General features: G+C 34.1%; 18 protein-coding genes. 7 read left to right on the forward strand and 11 right to left on the reverse strand.

Annotated features, from left to right (window positions below):
* The first annotated feature begins 114 nt into the window (after positions 1 to 114).
* Both AB3G39_RS16220 and AB3G39_RS16225 read left to right on the forward strand, forming a co-directional pair.
* Positions 115 to 1,104, forward strand: coding sequence for a glycosyltransferase family protein (locus AB3G39_RS16220; protein ID WP_367773533.1), 990 nt, complete (start codon positions 115 to 117; stop codon positions 1,102 to 1,104).
* Between the two features lie 243 nt (positions 1,105 to 1,347).
* Positions 1,348 to 1,809, forward strand: coding sequence for a DUF962 domain-containing protein (locus AB3G39_RS16225; protein ID WP_369765702.1), 462 nt, complete (start codon positions 1,348 to 1,350; stop codon positions 1,807 to 1,809).
* Between the two features lie 74 nt (positions 1,810 to 1,883).
* Here AB3G39_RS16225 and obgE read toward each other — a convergent pair whose 3' ends face one another.
* From obgE to hpt, 4 genes are all read right to left on the reverse strand, one after another.
* Positions 1,884 to 2,885: a GTPase ObgE gene (gene obgE, locus AB3G39_RS16230; RefSeq protein ID WP_367757160.1), complete on the reverse strand. Its 1,002-nt coding sequence runs from the start codon at positions 2,883 to 2,885 to the stop codon at positions 1,884 to 1,886.
* A 156-nt stretch (positions 2,886 to 3,041) separates the two neighbouring features.
* Positions 3,042 to 4,316, reverse strand: coding sequence for a hemolysin family protein (locus AB3G39_RS16235; protein WP_369765703.1), 1,275 nt, complete (start codon positions 4,314 to 4,316; stop codon positions 3,042 to 3,044).
* Positions 4,317 to 4,466: 150 nt separating this feature from the next.
* Entirely contained in the window at positions 4,467 to 5,039 is a 573-nt protein-coding gene (locus AB3G39_RS16240) for an adenylate kinase (protein ID WP_369765704.1), read from the reverse strand.
* A gap of 16 nt (positions 5,040 to 5,055) precedes the next feature.
* Positions 5,056 to 5,586, reverse strand: a complete 531-nt coding sequence (hpt, locus tag AB3G39_RS16245; RefSeq protein WP_369765705.1) for a hypoxanthine phosphoribosyltransferase — start codon at positions 5,584 to 5,586, stop codon at positions 5,056 to 5,058.
* Between the two features lie 216 nt (positions 5,587 to 5,802).
* Between hpt and AB3G39_RS16250 the strand changes: the two genes are divergently transcribed.
* Together AB3G39_RS16250 and purE are read left to right on the forward strand one after the other, a co-directional pair.
* Positions 5,803 to 6,954, forward strand: a complete 1,152-nt coding sequence (locus tag AB3G39_RS16250) for a 5-(carboxyamino)imidazole ribonucleotide synthase (protein WP_369753113.1) — start codon at positions 5,803 to 5,805, stop codon at positions 6,952 to 6,954.
* A 112-nt stretch (positions 6,955 to 7,066) separates the two neighbouring features.
* Positions 7,067 to 7,552 carry a 5-(carboxyamino)imidazole ribonucleotide mutase gene (gene purE / locus AB3G39_RS16255; protein ID WP_369753112.1) on the forward strand — a complete coding sequence of 162 codons (486 nt, stop codon included), beginning with the start codon at positions 7,067 to 7,069 and terminating at the stop codon, positions 7,550 to 7,552.
* 66 nt (positions 7,553 to 7,618) lie between these two features.
* Here the strand turns inward: purE and AB3G39_RS16260 are convergent, their stop codons facing one another.
* A complete protein-coding gene (locus AB3G39_RS16260; protein WP_369753111.1) occupies positions 7,619 to 8,287 on the reverse strand; it encodes a hypothetical protein in 669 nt (222 codons plus the stop codon).
* A gap of 232 nt (positions 8,288 to 8,519) precedes the next feature.
* Between AB3G39_RS16260 and AB3G39_RS16265 the strand changes: the two genes are divergently transcribed.
* Together AB3G39_RS16265 and AB3G39_RS16270 are read left to right on the forward strand one after the other, a co-directional pair.
* A complete protein-coding gene (locus AB3G39_RS16265; protein WP_369754067.1) occupies positions 8,520 to 10,547 on the forward strand; it encodes a M3 family metallopeptidase in 2,028 nt (675 codons plus the stop codon).
* A 79-nt stretch (positions 10,548 to 10,626) separates the two neighbouring features.
* The gene (locus AB3G39_RS16270; RefSeq protein ID WP_369765706.1) at positions 10,627 to 11,697 is read left to right on the forward strand and encodes a hypothetical protein; all 1,071 of its coding nucleotides are present in this window, start codon (positions 10,627 to 10,629) and stop codon (positions 11,695 to 11,697) included.
* A 75-nt stretch (positions 11,698 to 11,772) separates the two neighbouring features.
* Here the strand turns inward: AB3G39_RS16270 and AB3G39_RS16275 are convergent, their stop codons facing one another.
* Positions 11,773 to 12,585, reverse strand: coding sequence for a hypothetical protein (locus tag AB3G39_RS16275; RefSeq protein ID WP_369765707.1), 813 nt, complete (start codon positions 12,583 to 12,585; stop codon positions 11,773 to 11,775).
* A gap of 138 nt (positions 12,586 to 12,723) precedes the next feature.
* Between AB3G39_RS16275 and gcvP the strand changes: the two genes are divergently transcribed.
* Entirely contained in the window at positions 12,724 to 15,567 is a 2,844-nt protein-coding gene (gene gcvP / locus AB3G39_RS16280) for an aminomethyl-transferring glycine dehydrogenase (RefSeq protein WP_369765708.1), read from the forward strand.
* A gap of 95 nt (positions 15,568 to 15,662) precedes the next feature.
* Here the strand turns inward: gcvP and AB3G39_RS16285 are convergent, their stop codons facing one another.
* From AB3G39_RS16285 to AB3G39_RS16305, 5 genes are all read right to left on the reverse strand, one after another.
* Positions 15,663 to 18,299 carry a glycoside hydrolase family 3 C-terminal domain-containing protein gene (locus tag AB3G39_RS16285; protein WP_369765709.1) on the reverse strand — a complete coding sequence of 879 codons (2,637 nt, stop codon included), beginning with the start codon at positions 18,297 to 18,299 and terminating at the stop codon, positions 15,663 to 15,665.
* Between the two features lie 47 nt (positions 18,300 to 18,346).
* Positions 18,347 to 19,744, reverse strand: coding sequence for an endo-1,4-beta-xylanase (locus AB3G39_RS16290; protein WP_367773511.1), 1,398 nt, complete (start codon positions 19,742 to 19,744; stop codon positions 18,347 to 18,349).
* Between the two features lie 74 nt (positions 19,745 to 19,818).
* Entirely contained in the window at positions 19,819 to 20,949 is a 1,131-nt protein-coding gene (locus AB3G39_RS16295; RefSeq protein WP_369765710.1) for a hypothetical protein, read from the reverse strand.
* Positions 20,950 to 20,959: 10 nt separating this feature from the next.
* Positions 20,960 to 22,483, reverse strand: a complete 1,524-nt coding sequence (locus tag AB3G39_RS16300; protein WP_369753106.1) for a RagB/SusD family nutrient uptake outer membrane protein — start codon at positions 22,481 to 22,483, stop codon at positions 20,960 to 20,962.
* Between the two features lie 71 nt (positions 22,484 to 22,554).
* Entirely contained in the window at positions 22,555 to 25,650 is a 3,096-nt protein-coding gene (locus tag AB3G39_RS16305) for a SusC/RagA family TonB-linked outer membrane protein (protein WP_369765711.1), read from the reverse strand.
* Positions 25,651 to 25,792 lie beyond the last annotated feature (142 nt).

Raw genomic sequence — 25,792 nt, forward strand, 5'->3', positions numbered from 1 at the left:
AGAAAAGTTTAAAAAACCTTATCATAACATAGTCCAATTACTTTTGTTTTAACAATTTAAAATAGAAAAACTAAAAACAAAATCATTCTTGTCTCTTTATATAAATTAGGATTTATGAAAATATTTTATGCAATACAAGCTACTGGTAATGGACACATCAGTAGAGCAATGCAACTTTATCCTTATTTACAAAAATACGGAACTATAGATTTCTTTTTAAGCGGAAACAATGCCAGCCTCGATATTAAGCTACCTGTAAAATACAAAAGCAAAGGCTGTAGTTTACATTACAGCAAATGTGGTGGATTAAATTATTGGGATATTGTAAAAAATATTAAACCCAGACAAATTTACAAAGATGCTGAATCACTGCCTTTAAAAGACTATGATATAATTATAAATGATTTTGATTCTATAACCTCTTTGGCCTGTAAAATGCAAAATGTTAACTCGGTACAATTAGGACATCAAGCTAGCTTCATTTCGACACATACTCCAAGACCAGAAAAAAAGAGCCTAATGGGAGAAATGATCTTAAAACACTACGCTCCATCTCGAAAAAACATTGGCTTGCATTTTGAAAAATATGATTCTTTCATCCTTCCACCAATCATTAAAGATGAAATCATAGCATCAGAACCAACCAATTTAAAGCACATTACAGTGTATTTACCTTCCTTTGATAAAGATTGCTTAGAAAAAGCCTTTAATAGCATTCCTGGGATTCAATTTCACTGGTTCCTTAATACAGTGGAACAAATACACAAAATAGGCAACATTACCTATTTCCCTGTAAATCAAAAAAAATTCAATAAAAGCCTTATTACTTGTGAGGGAATCATTACTGGTGGCGGATTTGAAACTCCTTCCGAAGCTTTGTATCTTGGTAAAAAAGTACTTTCCATTCCTATTCGTAATCATTACGAACAAGAGTGCAATGCTGCTGCTTTAAAAAAACTGGGGGTTCCCGTTGTCTATGAAGTGGGGGATGATTTTAATACGATTATAGAAAACTGGATTGATTTAGATCTTATCTATCCAAAAATGCAGGCCAATAATATCCCCGAAACCCTCGAATACTTATTTGACACTTACAAAGACTAAATTATTATTATTATTATTATTATGGGCTGTCCCGCAAAAAAAGCGGGTCGGGCTATACACTACAATCTTTTTTAAGGTAAAAAAAACCTTAAAAAAGGATTTCCGCTACTATCCCTCATCCAAAAAAAAATCTGATATAATCACAATACTGTCAACTAATTACTTCCTTTTTAATAAAATGAGCCAATAGTAGCAATTTTATGTTTTTTTATTACATTAGCTACCAATAGTAAAAAACAAAACATGAAAACATTAGATCAATGGTTTGAAGAATACAGTTTAAGTCATAAAAACGTGACCAATAAAAAAATTCATTACCTCTGTGTGCCTTTAATCTTTTTCTCTGTCGTAGGATTGTTCATGAGCATTCCCAATCAAATATTAGAACCACTTGCTTCTCTCCATCCTATTTTTGCCAATTGGGCTTTTGTTGTCTTAGTGTTCGTATTGCTTTTCTATTTTAGATTATCATTAGCTATGGGATTAAAAATGTTACTATTTACAGCGCTATGTTTAGTTGGCAATTATATAATTTCACAAACATTTCCATTATTATGGTTTTCAATTGCTGTATTTACTATTGGTTGGATAGGGCAATTTTACGGACACAAAATAGAAGGTAAGAAACCATCATTCATTAAGGATTTACAGTTTTTATTGATTGGTCCAGCTTGGGTAATAGATTCTGTGCTTAAATTAAATTAAGAAGCATTTTACTAAAAAACCCACTATAAAGCAATCGCGTCATAGTGGGTTTTTTATTTATAGAAATAGACTCTTTAGTCATTCAACATTTTCCAAAGTTTGTCTTTCAACTCTGTCAATCCTTGTTGTGCAACAGAGGATATAAACATATAAGGAACATCTTTGAATGCTACGTCCAATTCTGTTTTAAGCTCTGCTTTTAATTCGTCATCCAGCATATCACATTTTGATATTACCAGAAGACGTTCTTTATCTAGCATTTCAGGATTGTATTTTGTCAATTCGTTTACAAGAATATCGTATTCCCCTTTAATGTCTGGTGTATCCACAGGAACAAGAAACAATAAAGTCGAGTTACGCTCAATGTGACGCAAGAAATAATGACCTAATCCTTTTCCTTCGGCAGCACCTTCAATAATTCCCGGAATATCAGCAATTACAAAAGATTGAAAATCTCTATAGGCTACAATTCCAAGATTTGGTTTTAAAGTGGTAAAAGGATAATCGGCAATCTTAGGTTTTGCAGATGTCAATACCGACAATAAGGTCGATTTTCCCGCATTAGGAAAACCTACCAAACCAACATCGGCCAAAACTTTAAGCTCTAGAATAACATCCATTTCAACACCAGGTAATCCAGGTTGAGAGTATCTTGGTGTTTGGTTAGTAGAACTTCTAAAATGCCAGTTTCCTAAACCACCTTTACCACCTCTAGAAAGTACTTGTTTCTCTCCGTCTTCAGTGATTTCAAATAAGATTTCACCCGTTTCTTTGTCTTTCACTACTGTTCCTAATGGTACTTCGATAAATTTATCATCTCCATCAGCTCCAGTACTTCTATCACCACTACCATCTCCACCGTTACCGGCTTTGATATGTCTTGCAAATTTAAGATGAAACAAAGTCCAAAGTCCTTTGTTCCCAACTAAAAACACGTGTCCACCACGTCCACCATCACCTCCATCAGGTCCTCCTTTTTCAATAAATTTCTCTCTATGCAAGTGCGTAGACCCCTTTCCTCCTTTACCGGAAGAAACAAATATTTTTACGTAATCTACGAAGTTCCCTTCAGTCATAACTCTTTTCTTTTACTTCGACATTGATCTAAAATACCTGACAGCCAACGGCTGTCTTCCTTTTAATTTCAAATCCTCTGTCATTTTTTTTTAGTATTCAATGTTGAGTTACCCTATTCAGCACATACCTTATGCTTTAAAATAGAGCAATCTATTTTATTTTCGTAATGATTTCACCATTACTTTATCAATCTTTATACCATCCATATCAATAACTTCCAATTCAAATCGATGCCAAATCAATTTTTCACCTTGTTTTGGTATATGCGAAAGTTCTGTCATAATTAATCCACTAACTGTTGTCACTTCATAATCATTTATCAAATCATCCAATTCAAAATAAGTAAGAAAGTCATGTAATGAATAATGCCCATCAACCAGCCAAGTTCCATCTTCCCTTTCTATCAGCTGAAAATCTTCTTTATAAAAATCAGACGCATCACCTACTAATGCTTCCAAAATATCATTCAAGGTGATGACACCTTGAAAAACACCATATTCATCAGCCACAAAAGAATAATGAATTCCTGATTTTTTAAATTTCTCCAATGCTTTATAGGCTGTAGTATGCTCCATCATGAATGGCGCATCAGTCATTATTTCAGAAAGATGAATCGTTTCATTATCTATCCGCGCAAAAATGCTTTTCAAATTTACAACCCCTACAATATCATCATAATCGGCACCATAAACTGGATAAATAGAATGCAAATCTTTTATTATGTATTCCTTAATCTGACTCTTATTTGCATCTTGTTGCAAGAAAACCACTGATTTTCTATGCGTCATCAATGAGTTTATCTTTCTATCTCCAATATGAAAAACACGCTCAACAATATCTTGTTCAATTTCCTGAACTTCTCCGCCTTCAGTACCTTCTTTTATAAAAGCTTTTATCTCTTCTTCGGTTACTTTACCATCAGCATTGGGTTTTATTTGCAAAACCTTCAGTAAAAACTCAGTGGCATGTGTTAATAACCAAATAAATGGTGCCGTTACAATTGAAACCATTTTCATAGGCATTGCGACTGCTTTAGCAATGGATACAGGATGATTCATACCAATTCTTTTTGGCAATAATTCTCCCAAAACTAATGAGAAAAAGGTCAAAACCACTACAACTATTCCTACCGCAATGGTATGGGAATACGGTTTTAAAATTTCAAAACCATTAACAAAAGTCTCGACATTCAAAGTGATTTTATCTCCACTATAAATACCTGTTAAGATACCTATTAACGTAATCCCTATTTGAACAGTGGATAAAAACTTATTAGGTGAATTGGCCAACTCTAATGCTATCTTAGCACTTTTGTTCCCTTTTTTGGCAGCAGATTCTAATCTATTTTTTCTTGCTGAAATCAATGCAATTTCAGACATGGAGAAAACTCCATTTAATAGTATTAAAAAAAATATTATTAGTATTTCCATGTTTTTTCTAGCCCAGATGGTAGTGAAAAGTGCGCCGCTTGTAAAACTTTATTTTTCTTGATATAAAAGAGCGACCAAAGGAAGCTCCTTTTTTATTTTAGAAAAATTGTTTTATAAGCAAGCACTTGCAACGTACAGCTGGAATTGCTCCTATAAATTATCTATAACCGTACTTAAACGCTCTGTAATTTCTTGGATTGTCCCAATACCGTTTACGGCATAAAATTTTCCTTGTTTATCGTAATACCCCATTAATGGCGCAGTTTTTTCATTGTATTCTTGGTAACGATTTCTAATTTTATCTTCATCTTGATCGTCAATTCTACCACTTGTTTTTCCTCTTTCTAGTAAACGTGCGACTAAAATTTCATCATCGGCTTCAAGAGCGATTGTTGCAGCAACATTAGAATTAATTGTCTCCAAAAATGCATCTAAAGCTTCGGCTTGCGAAATAGTTCTTGGGTATCCGTCAAATAAAATTCCGTTTGTATCCGGATGTTTATTTACCTCATCTATTAGCATTTTTGTTGTCAATTCATCTGGCACTAGATCTCCAGCATCCATGTAGACTCTTGCTTGTTTTCCTAGTTCTGTATCATTTTTCAAATTGAAACGAAATACATCGCCGGTTGAAATATGAGTTAACTTGTATTTTTCTTTTAAAAACTCGGCTTGAGTTCCTTTTCCTGCTCCTGGTTTCCCAAATAAAACGATATTAATCATAGTGTGTATTGAGTGGTTATTCTTTTAATTTATATACTTCTGGTAAGTTTCTTCCTAGTCCATCATAATCTAAACCAAAACCAACTATAAATTTATTTGGAATTCTAATTCCAACATAGTCAACTTTGATATCTTTTTTATACGCTTCAGGTTTGAAAAATAAAGTTGCGATTTTGAAATGCTTTACGTTTTGCTTTTTGAATAATTCTTTCAGCTCTACTAAAGTATTTCCAGTATCAACAATATCTTCTATTATAACAACTGAACGCCCTGACAAGTCCTGATTTAATCCTATTAACTGTTTTACCTCATCAGTTGATGAAGTCCCTTCATACGAAGACATTTTTATAAAACTCAGTTCGCAAGGTTTTTTATAAGCTTTCATAAAATCAGAAACTACCATAAAAGAACCATTTAGAACTCCTATAAAGACAGGAATTTCATCTGCAAAATCATCTTCTACTTGTGCTACCATTTTTTCAATTGCAAACTCAATTTCTTTGGCAGAAATAAATGGAACAAATTGTTTATCGTGAAGTTGAATCATTATTTATATGTTTTAAATAATTTGCAAAGATACAGAATTCGAAATTGACAATTGATAATTGAACTTTAATTTGTGTTTTTATATCAAAAAACAAACAGGAACCTTCAAAATGACACTAAAAAACAATTACAATCAGTTCAAATCAGAATAAAATAAAATAGCATTTTCCATTTCAACCATTATAAAGTATCTTTGCATGTAACAAATAACAATACAATGAATTATTTTTCTTCTGATTTTAAATTAGGAATCCTAGGTGGTGGACAATTGGGTAAAATGATGCTATTCGATACCCGTAAATTTGACATACAAACCTATGTCTTAGATCCAAGTGAAGAAGCGCCAAGTCGTATAGCTTGTGATCATTTTTTTCAGGGTGATTTAATGGATTTTGAAACCGTTTATAATTTTGGAAAAAAAGTAGATGTGCTTACTTTTGAAATTGAACTTGTTAATCTAGAAGCTTTAATAAAACTAGAGAATGAAGGATTAAAAGTATACCCTTCGCCTAAAACGCTACAATTAATTCAAAACAAAGGAATTCAAAAAGCATTTTATGCTGAGCATAATATCCCAACCGCCCCGTTCAAGCGATTTGACAATTTAAAAGCCCTAGTAGTTAAAATTTTAGATTCTAAAATAAAATTGCCATTTGTATGGAAATGTACTGAGTTTGGTTATGATGGAAATGGAGTAAAAGTCATTCGTCAAATAGCTGATTTAGATCACCTGCCTAATGTAGAATGCATTGCCGAAGAAATGGTGCCTTTCAAAAACGAATTAGCTGTTATTGTTTGTCGCAGTCCTTCTGGTGAAATTAAAACGTATCCTGTAGTTGAAATGGAATTTCATCCGGAAGCCAATCAGGTAGAATACGTAATTTGCCCTGCTCGAATTGACGACAAAGTGGCTGCTAATGCTAGAACTATAGCTTTAAACGTTTCTGAAAAATTCAATCATGTTGGATTATTAGCAGTTGAAATGTTCCAAACAGAAGACGATGAAATACTAGTGAATGAAGTAGCACCAAGACCACACAATTCTGGACACTATTCTATTGAAGCTAGTTATACTTCTCAGTTTGAAAACCACATTCGTGCCATACTCAATCTTCCTTTAGGAAATACAGATAGTAAAGTAGCTGGAGTTATGGTTAACTTAGTTGGCGAAGAAGGATTTTCTGGAAATGTTGTTTACGAAAACATTGACACTATTTTAGGATGGAACGGAGTTACCCCACATATTTACGGTAAAAAACAAACCCGTCCTTTTAGAAAAATGGGACATGTCACTATCGTAAACCAAAACATGAATGAAGCCAGAAGAATTGCTGAAGACGTGAAGAATACAATAAGAGTAATCGCATAATATATTAAAAGATTGAAAAATTAAAAGATTAAAAAAATTGGTTTGCCTCAAAAACAAGCTTCAATAGAAATCTTTAAATACTTAAATCTTTAAATCTTTAAATAATAAAAAAATGAAAGTAGCTATAATCATGGGAAGTATCTCAGATATGCCCGTAATGCAAGAAGCCATTGAAATCTTAAAAGGATTTGAAATAGAAACAGAAGTCGATATCGTTTCGGCACATAGAACACCTGAGAAACTTTTTGATTTTAGTAAAAATGCACATACTCGTGGTATTTCAGTAATTATTGCTGGTGCTGGTGGTGCCGCACATTTACCTGGAATGGTTGCTTCAATGTCTCCATTACCTGTAATTGGGGTTCCTGTAAAATCAAGTAATTCTATTGATGGCTGGGACAGCATTCTTTCTATTTTACAAATGCCAGGTGGCGTTCCCGTAGCAACTGTTGCACTTAACGGTGCAAAAAACGCAGGAATACTAGCTGCTCAAATTATTGGAAGTCATGATCCCGCTATTTTAGAAAAAGTAATCCAATATAAAACAGGATTAAAAGATGCCGTAATCATAGCATCCAAAAGTTTACTTAAAAAATAACATCTCCTAATTGCAACAAAGGCTTCCCATTACGGAAGCCTTTGTTGTTTTTAAAATTGTTAGAGTTTATACCTCCTCTTCTATTTCCTCTAGAATACCTTCAAATTCTGAAGCGGTTATATCTTCATTATTAATCCAGTTCTCTGAAGTCACTAAACTGTAGTTTACATTATCTTCTGTATTCAATTCCCAAATAATACCTTCCGCTTCTGGGAAAGGAATGTTCTTAGACATTTGATCGTCAAACAATCTTTTTATCAAATTCCGATCAGACAATCCGTTATTCAATAATTTCAGTACATTTTCGGCTGTCAATTCTTTCACTTCTCCATCAACTGGAGTCATTGAAAAATGAACAACTGAAGCTTTGGCATTAGGAAACTTTCCGTTATACGCTTTAAAAAGCAATTGATTGATATGAAACAAAGTCCCTTGCAAATGAATTTCGGGATACTCTTCACATACTTTATCAATTAACATATTATGAGAAATTTGCTCTATTTGTCCTTCATTTAATTCTTCAGACAATTTGTAAGCAAGCACTATTTCAGCCGCTTCGTTAGGCTCATAATCAGATATGGCCATTTCTAGTAATTCTGGTAAATTCTTTTTTTCTGCAGTAGCCGCATCTGGAAAATTGAATTTTTCTAGTAATTGAATAAAATCTTCATCAGACCAATACCCTTCCACTTCATTTACAGTATCGATACGCTTTATTATAATTTGGTAATTCATTTATTGTATATTATTTGCAATTGTTAATGATTAGCTTATTCAAAATCTAATCTAATTGTACAATTTAAGCTTTTTACCGCTTCTAACGAAATAAATAACATAACTATAACACAAATACTTTAAGGAGGTAGAGCGCAAATCAATCCAATTTTAAACGCTCCTTTTTCTATAAATCGCTACATTTGTAGTTCAAAATATTTCGTTTCAAATAATGAAAACTAATTATAATACAATGAAAGTCTTAACTTCAAAATTCAATACTAAATACGATACTGCTCCTTTTTCTAAAATAAAGAATGAAGATTATCTACCCGCTTTTCTAGAAGGAATCGCATTGGCAAAAGCCGAAATTGACGTTATTGTCCAAAACAATGACACACCTACTTTTCAAAATACTATAGAGGCATTAGATTTTAGTGGATATACGCTGGATCGTCTTTCCAGTATTTTCTTCAATTTGAATTCGGCGGAAACCAATGACGAAATGCAAAAAATCGCTCAAGAAGTTTCTCCTTTACTCTCTGATTTTGGCAATGACATCACTCTTAATGCTGATTTATTTGCAAAAGTAAAAGCTATTTACGAACAAAAGGATAACTTGAACCTTAACCCAGAACAGTCTACATTACTAGACAAAAAATACAAAGGTTTCTCTAGAAATGGCGCCAATTTACCTGAAGACAAAAAGATCTTGCTTCGAGAAATAGACAAAGAACTGTCTAAAACAAGCCTTAAGTTTGGTGAAAATGTTTTAGCAGAAACACAAGGGTTTCAATTGCATATTATAGATGAAAGCGACTTATCCGGCTTACCTGAAGGAACTATAGAAGCTGCTCGTTCACTAGCCAAGAGCCAAGATAGTGATGGATGGATTTTCACCTTAGATTATCCAAGTTATGTTCCTTTTGTCACTTATTCAGATAAACGTGAACTTAGAAAGAAAATGGCAATCGCTTTTGGTGCCAAAGGTTTTCAAAACAACGAATTTGACAATCAGGAAAATGTACTTAAAATTGCCAAATTGCGTTTTGACAGAGCACAACTTTTAGGGTATGCAACACATGCTCATTTTGTATTGGAAGAGCGTATGGCCGAAAGTCCTGAAAAAGTAAAATCATTCTCTCATGATTTATTGGCCAAAGCCAAACCTGCGGCTTTAAAAGAATTTGCTGAATTATCTGCTTTCGCCAAAAAACTAGACGGACTTGAACAACTAGAAAAATGGGATGGCGCATACTATTCGGAAAAATTAAAACAAGAATTATTTAATTTGGATGATGAAAAACTAAAACCGTATTTTCAACTAGAAAAAGTTTTAAAGGGTGCTTTTACCATTGCTGGAAAATTATACGGACTTACTTTTACTGAAATATTTGATATCGATAAATATCATGACGAAGTGGTGACTTATGAAGTTACTGATGCTAATAAGGAGTTAGTTGCTATTTTCTACGCTGATTTTTTCCCTCGAAAAGGAAAACGAAATGGCGCTTGGATGACTTCATTCAAAACCCAATTTATTAAAGATGGCGTAAACGAAAGACCACATATTTCTAATGTTTGTAATTTCACAAAACCTACTGAAACAAAACCTTCTTTATTAACTTTTAATGAAGTGACCACTTTGTTTCATGAATTTGGCCATGGATTACACGGAATGTTAGCCAATACAACTTATCCAAGTTTATCTGGAACATCAGTATATTGGGACTTTGTAGAGCTTCCAAGTCAAATCATGGAAAACTGGTGTTATGAGTCGGAAGCTTTGGCTTTATTCGCTACTCATTATCAAACTGGTGAAATGATTCCGATGGAATATGTTACTAAAATTAAAGAAAGTGCCAGTTTCCAAGAAGGGATGGCAACGATGCGTCAATTGAGTTTTGGATTATTAGATATGGGATGGCATGGACAAGACCCTACATCAATTACTGATTTAAAAGCATTCGAAACAGAACAATTTGCCGATACGCAATTGTATCCTGAAGTAGCAGAAAATGCCATGAGCACTTCTTTTTCACACATCTTTCAAGGTGGATACTCATCAGGGTACTACAGCTACAAATGGGCCGAAGTTCTCGACGCAGATGCTTTTGAATATTTTCAAGAAAAAGGAATTTTCAACAAAGAAGTGGCTGATAAATTCAAAGACAATATCCTTTCAAAAGGTGGCACCGAACACCCAATGATTTTATACAAACGTTTTAGAGGACACGAACCAAGTCCTGATGCTTTATTGAAAAGAGCTGGATTGATATAAATATAAGACAAGTCGTTTTAGACATAAACCGAAGTAGTAATGCTTCGGTTTTTTTGTTAAATTAGAAAAAATATTTAAGATGAATACAATCAAAAAATTACACCTTATAGAAGATACTTGGCGACACTATATTTGGGAATATAATTTCTTAAAAGAAAAATTAAATTCTAATGATGAATTAAACACTAATTATGTTGGAGTTATTTTTGGTTATTTTCATGATACTTTACCGATTGTAACTAACTATTTAGATAACAAAACTAGCCTTTCATTAGGAAATAAATTTTTAAATTCAATTGGCTTACTTCAAGTTATCTACTTACAACAAGATTTAGTTACTGAGTTAAATAAATCATTTGGAATAACCGATAAAATTGATTTTGGACGTAATCGTAAATTAAGAAATAAATTGATTGGCCATCCTATAAGTCGAAATAACAGAAATAAAAATTCATTGGAATCTTTTTGCCTTTTTGGTTATAACAGTAGTGAATTAGGTGACATCAACTATTTACAATATCATATAGATAATGATTTTAACTGTGAAATAAAGGGATATTTCACAAGTCAAGTTGTTAATGAACACATTGAGTTTTTAAACGAAAATTTTGATATTATTATAAATAAAATTAAATCCTTGCTAACACAATTTAAAAAACATTTGATTAATTTGAATAGCAATATGGAAAATTTAGAATTTAAAAAATTACTAGAAGAAGTAAATCTATACTCAAACTATTTCATTGGTACGAACAAAACTTTTAATTCTTTAGACATATCAAAACTTTATGTTTTAAAAAATTCACATCCTAGATACATTTACAACTTTGAACTTTTTTTGAAAAATATAAAATGTGATATAATTGAAAACATCAATAATATTAACAAGAAGTATTTAAACAAGAAAGATTCTATAATTGATAGTGAATATGTAGATTTATCAAGTAATTATACATTTGGGAAGTTATATTCAAATCATCCTATATTTGGGATATCTTATTTTAAAAACAGATTTTCAGAAGATAAAAACATTATTGAAGAATTAAATAATATGGAAAACAATATTGGAGAAAATCTTGAATATTATTCATCTTACAACTACTTACAATATTTATTAAACAGAGATTACATAGACTTTTTCAATGATTAATTAATCATCAAAAACGAATTCTATTCACCAATTTTATACTAATATTGGTGAACGTATTCACCAAAATTGATTTTTTTAAAAGAAAACCACCATCAGCCACCAAAAAATCGGAATGCTTTCCACCCAAAAAGAAGTGTAATATTTAGATCGGGTTTCATTGGCGAAAGCCAAAAATAATGAAAGAGCGAGAACTAGAATTCCATTAACAATCAATTGTTCTTCAATAAAATTATTTTTTAAAAACTCTAAAAAATAAAAAGGGAGCAATAGCAACAAACCTACCATTTTTGTTCGCTTCACACCTATTTGTTGTGGTACCGTTTTTAGATGTGGATCGTCATTTGCCAAATCCAATATCTCAAAAATAAGAATCAGCACAAAAACCAATATAAAACGTTGAATACATTTTAGATAAAAGTCAAGTCCAAGTGCAATATGTGCATTCACTAAGGGTAAAACCAGCGTCACTCCTACCCAACACAAAGCCACAATATAAATTTTTACTCCTGCCCAGTTTCTAGCATTTTTTCTATTGGGGAAAAATGGAAGTGTATAAAGCAATGTTAAAGCAAAGACACCAATAGAAACCATTTGGGTAATCAGTTGTAATTTAAAGAAAAAATACCCAACAGCAATCAAAGAAAAAAAACTCAAAACCGCAATTAACTTAAGCTCCTTGCGCATCGTGTGTTTTTTGGCTCTTGCCAAAGCATCATATTTTACAAAATTATATCCTACGATTGTCCCAAAAAAAGCAAAATAAGCCATGGGATCATCCGTCGATATGTTGAACATAAAATGCGTCATTCGCACCAATGCGTATACAGAAAGTGCAACGTGAATACTGCTTCTGATATAAAAATCCAATAGTTGTTTAAAGCTAATCATTAAACAAAATTAATCAATTGTAAGCAAATACCACATTTAGTTGAAAAATTGATAAAAATTGAATGTTAAAACCCGAATTAGATTGTTTATAATACTTATTTTTGCACCACTAAAAAAACACAACATTACCATATATACATGAAAACAGACTCATTTGCTTTAAGACACTTAGGCCCAAGGGAAAACGATTTACCAAAAATGTTAGAAACCATAGGTGTTGAAACTTTAGATCAGTTAATATTCGAAACTATTCCTACTGACATTCGATTAAAGAAACCGTTGGAATTGGAGCATATTATGACTGAATATGAATATGCAAATCACATTCGGTTATTAGGTCGTACTAACAAAGTGTATACATCCTATATTGGTTTAGGGTACCACCCTACCATTGTCCCTCCAGCAATTCAAAGAAATATTTTTGAAAACCCAGGATGGTATACCGCTTACACACCATACCAAGCCGAAATTGCTCAAGGTCGTCTTGAAGCTATTTTGAATTTTCAAACCATGGTTATTGAATTAACGGGAATGGAAATTGCAAACGCCTCTTTACTTGATGAAAGTACCGCTGCAGCTGAAGCCATGGCTTTGTTATACGATGTTCGATCAAGAGATCAAAAGAAAAATAATGTATGTAAATTCTTCGTTTCTGAAGAGATTTTACCACAAACATTATCCGTTTTACAAACGCGTTCTGCTCCCATTGGTGTAGAATTAGTGATAGGAAATCACCAAGAATTTGATTTCTCAAAAGAGTTTTTTGGAGCTATTTTACAATATCCAGGAAAATACGGTCAAGTATATGATTATGCTGACTTCATCAAAAAAGCAAATGATAACGAAATAAAAGTAGCGGTTGCTGCCGATATTTTATCACTAGTAAAGCTAACGCCTCCAGGTGAAATGGGAGCTGCAGTAGTAGTAGGAACAACACAACGTTTTGGAATACCAATGGGTTATGGTGGACCACATGCTGCTTATTTTGCAACAAAAGAAGAGTACAAACGTTCTATGCCAGGAAGAATCATTGGAGTTTCGCAAGATGCTAATGGGAACCGCGCTTTACGTATGGCATTGCAAACACGTGAACAACATATTAAGCGTGAGAAAGCAACTTCAAACATTTGTACTGCTCAAGTATTATTATCAGTTATGGCTGGAATGTTTGCAGTATATCACGGTCCAAAAGGATTAAAATACATTGCTAATAAAGTCCATTCTGCTGCTGCAACTTTAGCTGACGCTTTAAATCAATTAGGTGTTTTTCAAACCAACACAGCTTTTTTTGATACTATAGTAGTAAAAGCAGATGCTCAAAAAGTAAAAACTATTGCCGAAAAGAATGAGGTAAACTTCTATTATATTGATAACGAAACGATTTCTATTTCAGTAAACGAGACCATTTTATCATCTGATATTAATCAAATAATTGCCATTTTTGCTGAAGCAGTAGGAAAAGAAGCTTTTGAAGTTTCGGAATATGTTTTAGAGAACAATTATCCGATGCTTTTAAACAGAACATCGGAATTCTTAACGCATGAGGTATTCAACAAATACCATTCGGAAACGAGTATGATGCGTTATATCAAAAAATTAGAACGTAAAGATTTATCATTAAATCATTCGATGATCGCTTTGGGTTCTTGTACTATGAAATTGAATGCAGCTGCTGAAATGTTACCATTAAGTATGCCGTATTGGAATACTATCCATCCATTTGCACCTTTAGATCAAGTTGAAGGGTACACTAAAATGCTTAAAAAATTAGAGCATCAATTAAATGTGATTACTGGTTTTGCAGGAACTACATTACAACCTAACTCTGGAGCCCAAGGCGAATATGCCGGTTTGATGACTATTCGCGCGTACCACCAATCAAGAGGCGATGAGAAAAGAACTATTTGTTTGATTCCTGCGTCGGCTCACGGAACAAACCCTGCATCGGCAGCAATGGCTGGAATGAAAATTATCGTGACCAAAACAATGGAAAATGGTAATATTGATGTAGAAGATGTTAGAGAAAAAGCGATTCAATACAAAGATGAATTGTCTTGTTTAATGGTAACATATCCATCTACTCACGGTGTTTTTGAAAGTGCTATTAGAGAAATCACTCAAATTATTCACGATAACGGTGGACTAGTTTACATGGATGGTGCTAATATGAATGCTCAAGTAGGTTTAACAAATCCAGCTACTATTGGCGCTGACGTTTGTCACTTGAACTTGCATAAAACATTCGCTATTCCTCATGGAGGTGGTGGACCAGGTGTAGGACCTATTTGTGTAAACGAAAAATTAGTTCCGTTTTTACCAACAAACCCATTAGTAAAAGTAGGTGGTGATAAAGGAATTACTGCTATATCTGGAGCGCCTTATGGATCAGCTTTAGTTTGCTTGATCTCTTATGGATACATTTGTATGTTAGGTGCTGAAGGAATTACTAATGCAACTAAATATGCTATCCTGAACGCTAACTACATGAAAGCTCGTTTAGAGGAGCATTATCCTATTTTATATTCTGGTGAAAAAGGAAGAGCAGCTCACGAAATGATTCTAGACTGCAGAGGTTTCAAAGTAAAAGGTATCGAAGTTTCTGATATTGCAAAACGTTTAATGGATTATGGTTTTCATGCTCCAACTGTTTCTTTCCCTGTGGCTGGAACGTTAATGATTGAACCAACAGAATCAGAAGATGTAGGAGAATTGGATCGTTTTTGTGACGCTATGATAGCCATTCGTAAAGAAATTGAAGAATCTTCTGTCGAAGAACCAAACAATGTATTGAAAAACGCACCACATACTTTAGCAATGCTTACTGCTGACACTTGGGTATTACCTTATTCAAGAGAAAAAGCAGCATATCCTTTAGAATATGTAGCGGAGAATAAATTTTGGCCAAGTGTTCGTCGTGTAGATGAAACCTATGGGGATAGAAATTTAGTTTGCAGCTGTGCGCCAATCGAAGCGTATATGTAATATGTACTGATCCCTTTGAAAAAAGGAATTAAAATAACAAACCCCAAATGCTATTATAAAGCATTTGGGGTTTTATTTTGCGACTACTTTTGGGTCTAATACACCACTGTAGTTCCTACTAAATTTATTTTTTTTAGCATTACTTTGCCTTCTTTTTCACGCTGTGCATTGGGTTGCATTCCTCCTACCGAAAACAGAATTTCGCCAGAATTCAATTTTAAACCTGCATTTGTAAACTGTGCTAACTGCTTAGGCTGAATGGTAAAAGATACTTTTTTAGTTTCTGAAGCTTTTAGAAAAATACGGTCAAAACCAATCAAAGTTCTTATAGTTTCTCTTTCATCGGCTTTAGGATTTGTAAAATACACTTGCACGACCTCATCGCCATCTAATTTACCGCTGTTTGTCACATCAACATTTATCGTGACTGCTTCTCCCGTAATCACTTCATTTTTAATATCCAGATTTGTATATTTAAAAGTCGAATAACTCAATCCAAACCCGAAATCATACAAAGGAGCACCTTTAAAATAACGGTATGTTTTCCCTTTCATGCTGTAATCGTTAAAAGCAGGAATATCCTTTATATCTTTATAAAAAGTCAATGGCAAACGTCCCGCAGGGTTGTAATCTCCAAAAATAACATCGGCAATTGCAGTACCTCCTGCTTGTCCAGGATACCAACTTTCAATAATAGCAGGAATATTATCATTCTCCCAATTAATTCCCACTGCGCTTCCGTTGAGCATCACCAACACCATTGGTTTCCGTAATTCCTGTAGCTTTTTCATTAATCGCGTTTGCGTATCGGGTAGTTTAATATCCAAACGATCCCCACCTGAAAAACCAGGCACCTGCACTTTCATTTCTTCGCCTTCCAGCATTGGACTTAAACCCATACATAAAACAACCACATCAGACTCTTTGGCCACAGCCAAAGCTTCCTTTTCAAGATCATTGTTTGGTGTATCCCACAAGAAACGCATAATAGCATGTTCCGTATTGTTTTGTTTGTATTCCAGTTTAATTTTGTACACTTTCTTGGCTTCTAATTCGACGAATTCATAGATTTTTTTTGGTTCATGAACATCCTCTCGTTCCACCACCAGTTTGTCATCAAGATACAATTTCATACTAGAAAAAGCTTCACCACCCAACGCATATTTCCCAGATTCAGGAACCGACAAATATCCTGTCCATCTGGCAGCATATTTATCATAACTCAAGTCTTTAAAAGGGGCTGTAATTTTCCAAATAAAGTCAATTTCTGGATCTATTCGCTTATGCAAAGGTGTTCCAGAGAACTCTAAGTTCGAAAAATACTCGGCATTAAGACCCGCTGTTTTACAACTTACATCCGCAAACAAAACAGCTGATGGAACGGTTTTTAAGTTTGGTAAACCATCCGCAAGACTACATCCTTGAGCAAATTGCACCTGAGTATTTGGTAATTTATTTTGAATTCCTTTGAAAGGTGTAATTCCGTTTGATGGAAACCCATTATAATTTCCGAGTAAAACATCTAATTCATTCGCATTTGGACCAATAACAGCTATTTTTTTTAGATTTTTGTTTAGAGGTAAAATGTTATTTTCGTTTTTCAAAAGCACCAATGACTTTCTAGCCGATTCCAGCGCTAATAATCTATGCACCTCAGAATCTACTACACTAAACGGAATTTTTTCAAATTTCACATCTCCTTTTGGAGCAAAAAGACCCAGTTTCATTCGAGCTACAATCAATCTTTCAACAGAAATATTTAGCTCTGCTTCGGTGATTAATTTTTGTTGTATCGCTTTTACTAATGACGGATAAGAGTCCCCACAATTCAAATCGGTTCCTGCTTTTACTGCCATTGCCGAAGCTTCTTCTCTGGTGGCTACCACTTCATGTGCTCCTTTGTCATAGAAATCTTTTACCGCCCAACAATCAGAAACAATATAGCCTTTGAAACCCCAATCGTTGCGCAACAAATCGCTCAAAGCTTTATTGCCACAACAAGGCAATCCTTTGTAACTGTTGTAAGCACACATGACCGAATAGACCTTGGCCTCTTTCACGACTTTTTCAAATTGTGGACTGTAGGTATTGATCATATCAAAATCATTTGGCTCCGCATTGAAACTATGTCGCTCACTTTCTGGTCCACTATGTACTACAAAATGCTTTGCCGTAGCAATCAATTTATAATATTTAGGATCATCACCTTGCAACCCTTTTACAAACTGTACTGCTAACTCCCCAGTTAAATAAGGATCTTCACCGTAAGTTTCCATACCACGTCCCCAACGTGGGTCCCTAAAAATATTGATATTGGGAGTCCAGAACGTTAATCCTTGGTAAATTCCTCTTTTATTTCTTGAAGTAAATTCTTGATGCTTGGCTCTAGCTTCATCTGATATTGCAGTAGAAATTTTAAACATTTGTTTGCGATCCCACATCGCACTCATCCCTATTCCTTGTGGAAAAACAGTTGCCGTACCCGCGCGAGCCACTCCATGAAGGCATTCATTCCACCAATTCATCTCAGGAATCCCTAATCGTCCGATAGCAGGAGATTCATAAGTCATTTGAGATACTTTTTCGGCTAGAGTCATTTGCGACACTATAAATTGAGCTCGCTCTTCAAATGATTTAGTAGAATCCTTATGAAATGCTAATTGCCTTTGTGTTTGACAAGAGACAATTGCTACCAATAAGAATATTGATAGCATTGTTTTTTTATTCATCATCTCAATTACATTTTATTACTTTATAAATCAGACTTAGTTATGGTGTGCTAGTCTAAGCCTTCTAAGAAACCTGTATGGGCACTTTTAATTTTAAAATTAGAGTCAAAAAGCAATGGCCAATCATTCCCAACATGATTCAAATCGGTACTGTAAGGTATCCAAGATTCATTGTCTTTGAATCCCCAAACTGTAAAAGCATATTTATTTACTGAAGGAAGCGCATTATAAATTTTGACTATTTCTTTGTATTTGTCTTTTTGAATTAATCTTCTTTCATTCGTAAAAGTGCTAATATCATTAGCTGGGTTTACTTGCAAATCAAATTCAGAAATATGAATTTTCAACCCTTTGGAAACCGCTTTATTAATATCGGCCTCTATTTGAGCTTTAGTGGGATTAAGATACGTATTGTGCATTTGAAAGCCTAATCCATCAATTAGATTACTAGCTTTCAAATCATCAACAATAGCATACATTTTATTTTGCTTCGGAAGATTATCGGGTGTTGCATATTCATTATAGAATAATAAAAGATTTTTATCTCCTGCTGCTGTTGCCGCTTCACGTGCCCACTTAAAACAGTCATTTACATAGTTTGGTCCCATTCGAGTAAGGAAAATTGTACTTCTCATTCCGCCATTACTATCATCCACAGCTTCGTTGACCACATCCCACGATTTTACTTTGCCTGCATAATGGGTAACTACATCAGTTATGTATTTTTTTACTTCTAATGCAAAAGCGGCATCAGTTCCTGTATAATTTTTCAACCAATCTGGTACTGCGTTATGCCACACTAGCGCATGACCATGAACATTAATTCCATTTGTATTCCCATAGGCTACAATTTTATCGGCAGCAGCCCAATTATATTGTCCACTTCCTATCGAAATGGGATTCATTTTCATTTCATATTCGGCAGTGATACTGCTAAATTCATTTTTAAGCACGACATCATACGCACTTCCATTTGTTAATTGGTTTGCTTTTACAGCCACACCCACAAAAAACGGATTAGGTAGTTTATTTGCTTTTACTTTTAGAAAAGTAGGGTCTTCAGGTATATTACTTGTACCTGTTGTTACCACTGTGACTACGTTTGAATAATCGGACGTTTGAGAGTTATTCTTCGCTTTCACTCGGTAGTAATATTTTGTCCCTCCATTCAAGCCATTGACCACTATATTCAAATCGGCTATTGATTTTGCATTATAATCCGGCAAAAAACTTGAGAAGTCAGCTGTCAACGAAACATCCAAAAGATAGGTGTTTGCAGTCGAAACAAAATTCCATCTTGCTTTAAAACTCGTATCTGTAATATCTGAAGCTGCGTTTGCCAATGGTGAACCTAATGAAATTGCAACCGTATCCCCCCCATTCTCTTTTGAACAAGAATTCAAAGAGAATAAAATCATAGTACAGATTAGTAAAAATTTATTTTTCATAATTATTATTTTATAAAAAGGTTGTTAATTAATAACAACCTTTTTGGTTTTCTTTCTCAATACAGTTTCTTGGTTTAGATCTTGTATTTAATTTTGATATTATCAAACTTAATAATTGTAGGATTGGGAGTATCACCTTGAACAATTGCAATTTTAATTTCTTTGATTTTAGAAACATCTAAATCTGTTCCAGCAGCATTACCACCATAACCGTAATTGTCTTTAAAGTCAGCTATTAAAATTGATTTTGTCGCCCAATCTGTAGTAGCTACTTTAAAATTATATCCATAATCTTTACCGTCAATAGTGTTCAATTGAATGGCAAAGTGTGCATTAGCAACATTAGCACTTACATCGATATCAATATAGGCTTTAGTCGCATCAGTATAACTTGGGTTTGCTGCAAAAAAGGTTGCGCCTTCTCCACCGCTGCTACCATTGTACCCGTTTGTAGTAGCACCAGTCCATGAATATTGTGCATAATTTCCAGTAGGACCACCAGTTGTAGCTGCGTTAAACGAAGCTACATCACCATATGAAAACCACCCTGAACCTGGTCTCGTTCCGCCACCGTCAAAATCCGTTACATTGACAATAGTAAATCCTAAACTTACCTCCATAAAACGAGTAACAGAACCACTAGGAGTTGTAATTACTAAATCACCCGCTGAAGTTGCACTAGCAGGAATATTAATAAACAATGAGGTAGGTGAACTTACCGTAAAACCAATAGGATTACCTTTAAAAGTAACACTACTCACATCATAAAACCAATCTCCAGTTACCTCAGCTGTTTTCCCAACTAAAGGTGTTTCTGGCGTAAGACCACTAATAGTAGGAAGCGGTTGTAAAATTTCAAAATCTTTTGTAACAGAACCACTTGCTGTAATAAAAGTTATGGTTTGCTTACCAAATCGACTGCCTTTTTTTACATCAAACGGAATAGTAAAAATGAAAGACTTATCCGAATTATACGTCGGATTAAAACTCACATCAATTTTATTGTCAAGGATAATTTGCTTTAAGCCAGCTAATGATTGTCCTTCGACTCTTACTTTTTTAAGAGGGAACGACTGGTTTAATAAATCACCCGGTTCTGCAACTATTGCATCTACTTGCATCGGCACTATATCTTCATTTTGACAAGCTATAAGGCAAAACAAGCTCAAAAGGAATAGGATGCTATTTTTTATTTTATTTTTCATAGTTTAAGATTTAATTAAAATTGTACGGTACAGCTGGTTCTAATAAAGAAGGATTGGTATCAATTGCAGACTGTGGCAAGGGAAGTTCAAAATAATTACTTCCAGGAGTAATCAAACTTGACACCAAAGCCGTTCTTGCATCATCAGAATAAAAACCAACTTCTTGCTGAGAAATGACTGAAATAGCCTCACTAAGTCCTCTGCGTTTCAGGTCAAAGAAATATTGCCCTTCCAGCGCGAACTCGATTCTTCTTTCTTTAAATAATTCATCTCTCGTCAAAACGGTTTTGGTAGGTAAACCAGCTCTGGTTCTCACTTCATTAAATGCTCTCAATGCAGAAGCATCTGTAGTTGAAGATGCACCAGCTAACTTAGCTTCGGCATGCATTAATAAAATATCCGAATAACGAAGGATAATGGTGTTTTGCGATGTTCTCATAAAAAATACATCATTTCTTTCGGCAGCTGATCCTACAATGTATTTTCTGAAGTTAGCTCCCGTAGCCGAGTAGATTTTTTTGTATTTAAATCCTCCTGCATTAATTAACAATTCTGGGTAGAAATCGCCATCAGTCATAATGGTTTGTATTTTTCTTTTGTCATTTGCTTCAAACCCTTTTTGCAAAGAAATCGAAGGCAAATAAACACCCCATCCATCAGCACCACCAGTTATTCCTGTTCCGCCAGGAACAATGTACGCTTGATTGGTGTTTTGCGTTCCCCATTGCGTGGCAATAGCTTTCCATTGTAAAGCAAACATACTCTCAGCACTATTATTGGATTCTGGACTACTGAACAATTTACCGTAATCTTGAATTAACGAATATTGACTGCTCATCACTTCTTGGGTCAATGCCGCACATTCTGAGTATTCCTTTAAGGTCAAATGTACTTTGGCCATAATTCCTTTAGCCACTGTTTTATTAACGTATCCTTTTTTTACAGATGTTTCAGGTAAGTTATCAATTGCATATTGCAGGTCTAATTTGATGAATTTATAAACATCGGCTATAAGATTTCTTTTGGGCTGGGCTGCCGAACCCGCTTTGGCAACAATAGGTACTGCTCCAAAAGTTCTAACTAGGTAAAAATAAGCATTGGCTCTCATAAATCTTGATATGGCTATAGAGTTTTTATAAGAAGCCTCAGGTAATTCACTCTTTCTTTCTTCGACCAAGCGCATTAAACTATTGGCTTGATCTACAACAGAAAATAAAGACGTATATCCTTCGGTTAAAATTGGATTTTGGGAGGTTACTTGAGCATCTTTAAATTGTTGATAGGCACCATCAAACGTAAAGGCATTTCCAGCATACATATCTCCTACCGCGATTAAGAATTTGTCATTAAATGTAAACCAAGGTTTGAAATACATACTCTCGGCGATTCCATCAAAAGGGGTTATACCTGCTGGTAAATCAGCTGGCGTTAGCTGATTTTCTGAGGGTGCGTTCAGAAATTCATCTGAACAGGAAAACAAGGATAATACTGCAATTAGCAGCATAATCGAAAAAGGTTTTATTATTTTTTTCATAACATTTGTTCTAAGTGTCTTACTCTCTTTTTGAGCTAGCTAAAAATGAAATAGCTATCCTTAATTAAAAATTAAAATTCTAAATTCACCCCTATAGATGTAGTTCTAGGCACAGGATATCTTCCTAAATCAATACCACTTAAAGTTACATTTTGATCTAAATTACCTAGTGCTGGATCAAATCCTGAGTACTTTGTAAACGTGTGCAAATTTTGAACATTTACATATACTTTAGCTTTTGTGAAGAACGAACTGGCTAATACCTTAACTGGCAAGTCATATCCCAAAGAAATATTTTGAATTCTCAAATACGATCCATCTTCAACAAAACGATCCGAAATTCTACCATTTCCATTTGGATCAGTAAAAGTAATTCTTGGTTCATTTGTGTTTTCATTTACACCTACTTCAAACGCATTTAATACCCTTGTACTCACATTAGAATATCTATCTCCAAATCCTGGATAGATTCCGTCGGTATAATGACGTGTAAAATTGTAAATTTCGTTTCCTTGACTTCCTTGAAGCACTATTGATAAATTAAAGTTTTTATATTTAAAATTATTGGTCACAGCATACGTAAAATCAGGAATAGCACTACCTATAGGTGCTTGATCTTTAGAGTCAATTTTCCCATCTTGATTCAAATCTTTAAAACGAATATCACCTACCGCTGTACCAGTTTCTTGAATTGGCCCTGCTGCTAGTTCGGCTGCGTTTTTATAAAGTCCATCTGTGACATATCCATAAAATTGACCTACTGGTTGTCCTTCTGTAGTTCTGCTAATGGTATATAAGTCAAATTGTACTTTTCCCAACAATGATTTACCAACCCCTTGAAAACGAGTCAACTCATTATTATACTTTGAAAATATAATAGAAGTATCCCATTTAAAATTAGGTGTAGAAAAATTTCTAGTATTGATCGAAATATCGATTCCTTTGGTTTTAATCTCACCTGTATTTAAATAAAAATTTTGTGCACTTTGGTTCGATTCATCATTGATTTGTTTGGTCAAGAAGTTTGATGAGGTTTTGATGTAATAATCAACATCCAGTTTTACTGCATCATTAAAAATCCCAACCTCAATACCCAAGTTTAATGACTTAAGTGATTCCCATTTAATATCAGGATTTCCCAAATTGTCAATCGTAGGGGAAGTACCTCCAAAAGGCGAGGCGATTAAAGACAAAATAGTTTGGTATCTATTAGCTGGAATATTTTGATTTCCTACAGCACCATAACCCGCTCTCAATTTTAAATAATTGATGTATTTATTATTAGTCAAGAAATCTTCATTACTTACTGTCCATGCTCCAGAAAACGCAGGAAAATACCCCCATTTATTATTTGGTCCAAAATTGGAAGAAGCATCGGCTCTTAAAGAAGCTGAGAAAGAATACCTGTCCGAAAACCCATAATTAAATCTAGAAATATAAGAACTCATAGACCATCTCCCCGATCCGTTCCCATTTAGAGCGGTATCAATATCCCCAATATCCAGGTTATTAAAATTGCTAGTTAAAAATTGACCCGATCTAAAACCACTTAAATATTCGTATCTACTTTCTTGGGATTCTTGTCCAAGTAATACTGTAAAATTGTGTTTTTCATTGATCGATTTATTGTAGGTAAAATAATTTTTTACATTCCAATAAAAACTTTGATCTTGTTGTTTGTAGGATCTATTCAAAAGTTCCGTAACATTTCCTAAAGTATAGCTCGGTGCAAACGAACTATTTTTACCAAAATTCAAGTCGTAACCCAATTCTGATCTAAAAACCAAACCCTTTACTAGATTAATGTCTGAAAACAAGTTTCCGTTAATTTTATAGCGTTGTGTGGTTGCGTTATTAAATTCAGCTAATGCGATTGGGTTGCTTGCCTCATTGGCAGATGACCCTAAATTGCCTGTAGGACCTGCAAAAGAACCATCAGCATATCGAACAGGTAACTCTGGTGATTGTCTCAAAGTATTCATTACCAATCCTCCTCTGTCATCATTTCTTACCACCCTTTGGGTTGATTTACTTAATGACATATTATTTCCTATTTTTAACCAAGATTTCACTTTGGAATCCACATTCAAACGCAAGGATAATCTATTGAAATCAGAATTCAATACAATCCCTTCTTGATCAAAATAATTCAAAGAAGTATAATATCTTGTCCCATCCTTTTCACCAGAAACTGAAAGTTGATGATTGTAAATCGTAGCATTTCTAAAAAGTTCATCCTGCCAGTTTGTTCCCTTCCCTAATAAATCTGGGCTTTGGTATTGAAACGGAACAGCTTCTCCATTTAATTGATATACTTTTGCTTGGTATTTTGCGTATTGAGGCAAATCCAAAACAGATACAAATTTGGTTGCTTGTTGCATACCTACATAGGTTTCATAACTCACGATTGATTTCCCTTTTTTACCGCTTTTTGTGGTAATCAACACAACTCCATTGGCACCATTTGCACCATAAATGGCAGTTGCCGATGCATCTTTTAGAATATCGATTGACTCAATATCCGAAATATTCAAACTTGATAATGCCGAGTTTTTCGTTTGCCCATTTCCTCCTCCTAACGCGCTAAATGAAAATGAATCATTATTCTTATCCGCAAAAATCGGAGTTCCATCAATCACATACAAAGGTTCGTTTCCATTGATTGAAGTTATCCCTCTAATTTGAACTGAAATCCCTCCTCCAGGTGTTCCTGAATTTTGAGTTACATTGACACCAGCCGCTTTTCCTATAAGGGCTTGATCAATAGAAGTAAATGGTTTATCTTGCAGTTCTGAGGCTTTTACAGATGAAATTGCTCCAGTAATGTCTTTCCTTTTTGAAGTACCATAACCTACTACCACAACCTCATTAAGATTTTGAGAATCTTCAATCATAACAATCTGCATATTGTTTACTGCAGTTTGAGTAGTTGTTTTAAAACCGATATAGCTAAAAGTTAGCTTTGATTTAGCCGATACATTATTTAAAACAAACGCACCTTCAAAATCTGTACTTGTACCCTTTTTTGTCCCTTCGACTATGACACTAACACCTGGGAGTGGTAGACCTCCTGATGTAACTTTACCTTTAACCGTTTGTGCAAAGAAATGACTTCCCGACATAAACATAATTAGTAACAATAGCCTTTTTAATGTTCTTTTCTTCATAAAAATTGTTGGTTTGGAATTGATTAATATTTTAAATTGGTTAGTTAAAAACTGCATCAAAAACCTATCTGGCCATTTCATTACAAATGGTAATTTATAGCGAGATGATTATGCTGAAATTTTCTTATCTAAAATAGAGGGA

It is taken from the genome of Flavobacterium sp. WC2416 (assembly GCF_041200095.1).
In the GTDB taxonomy this organism is placed as follows: domain Bacteria; phylum Bacteroidota; class Bacteroidia; order Flavobacteriales; family Flavobacteriaceae; genus Flavobacterium.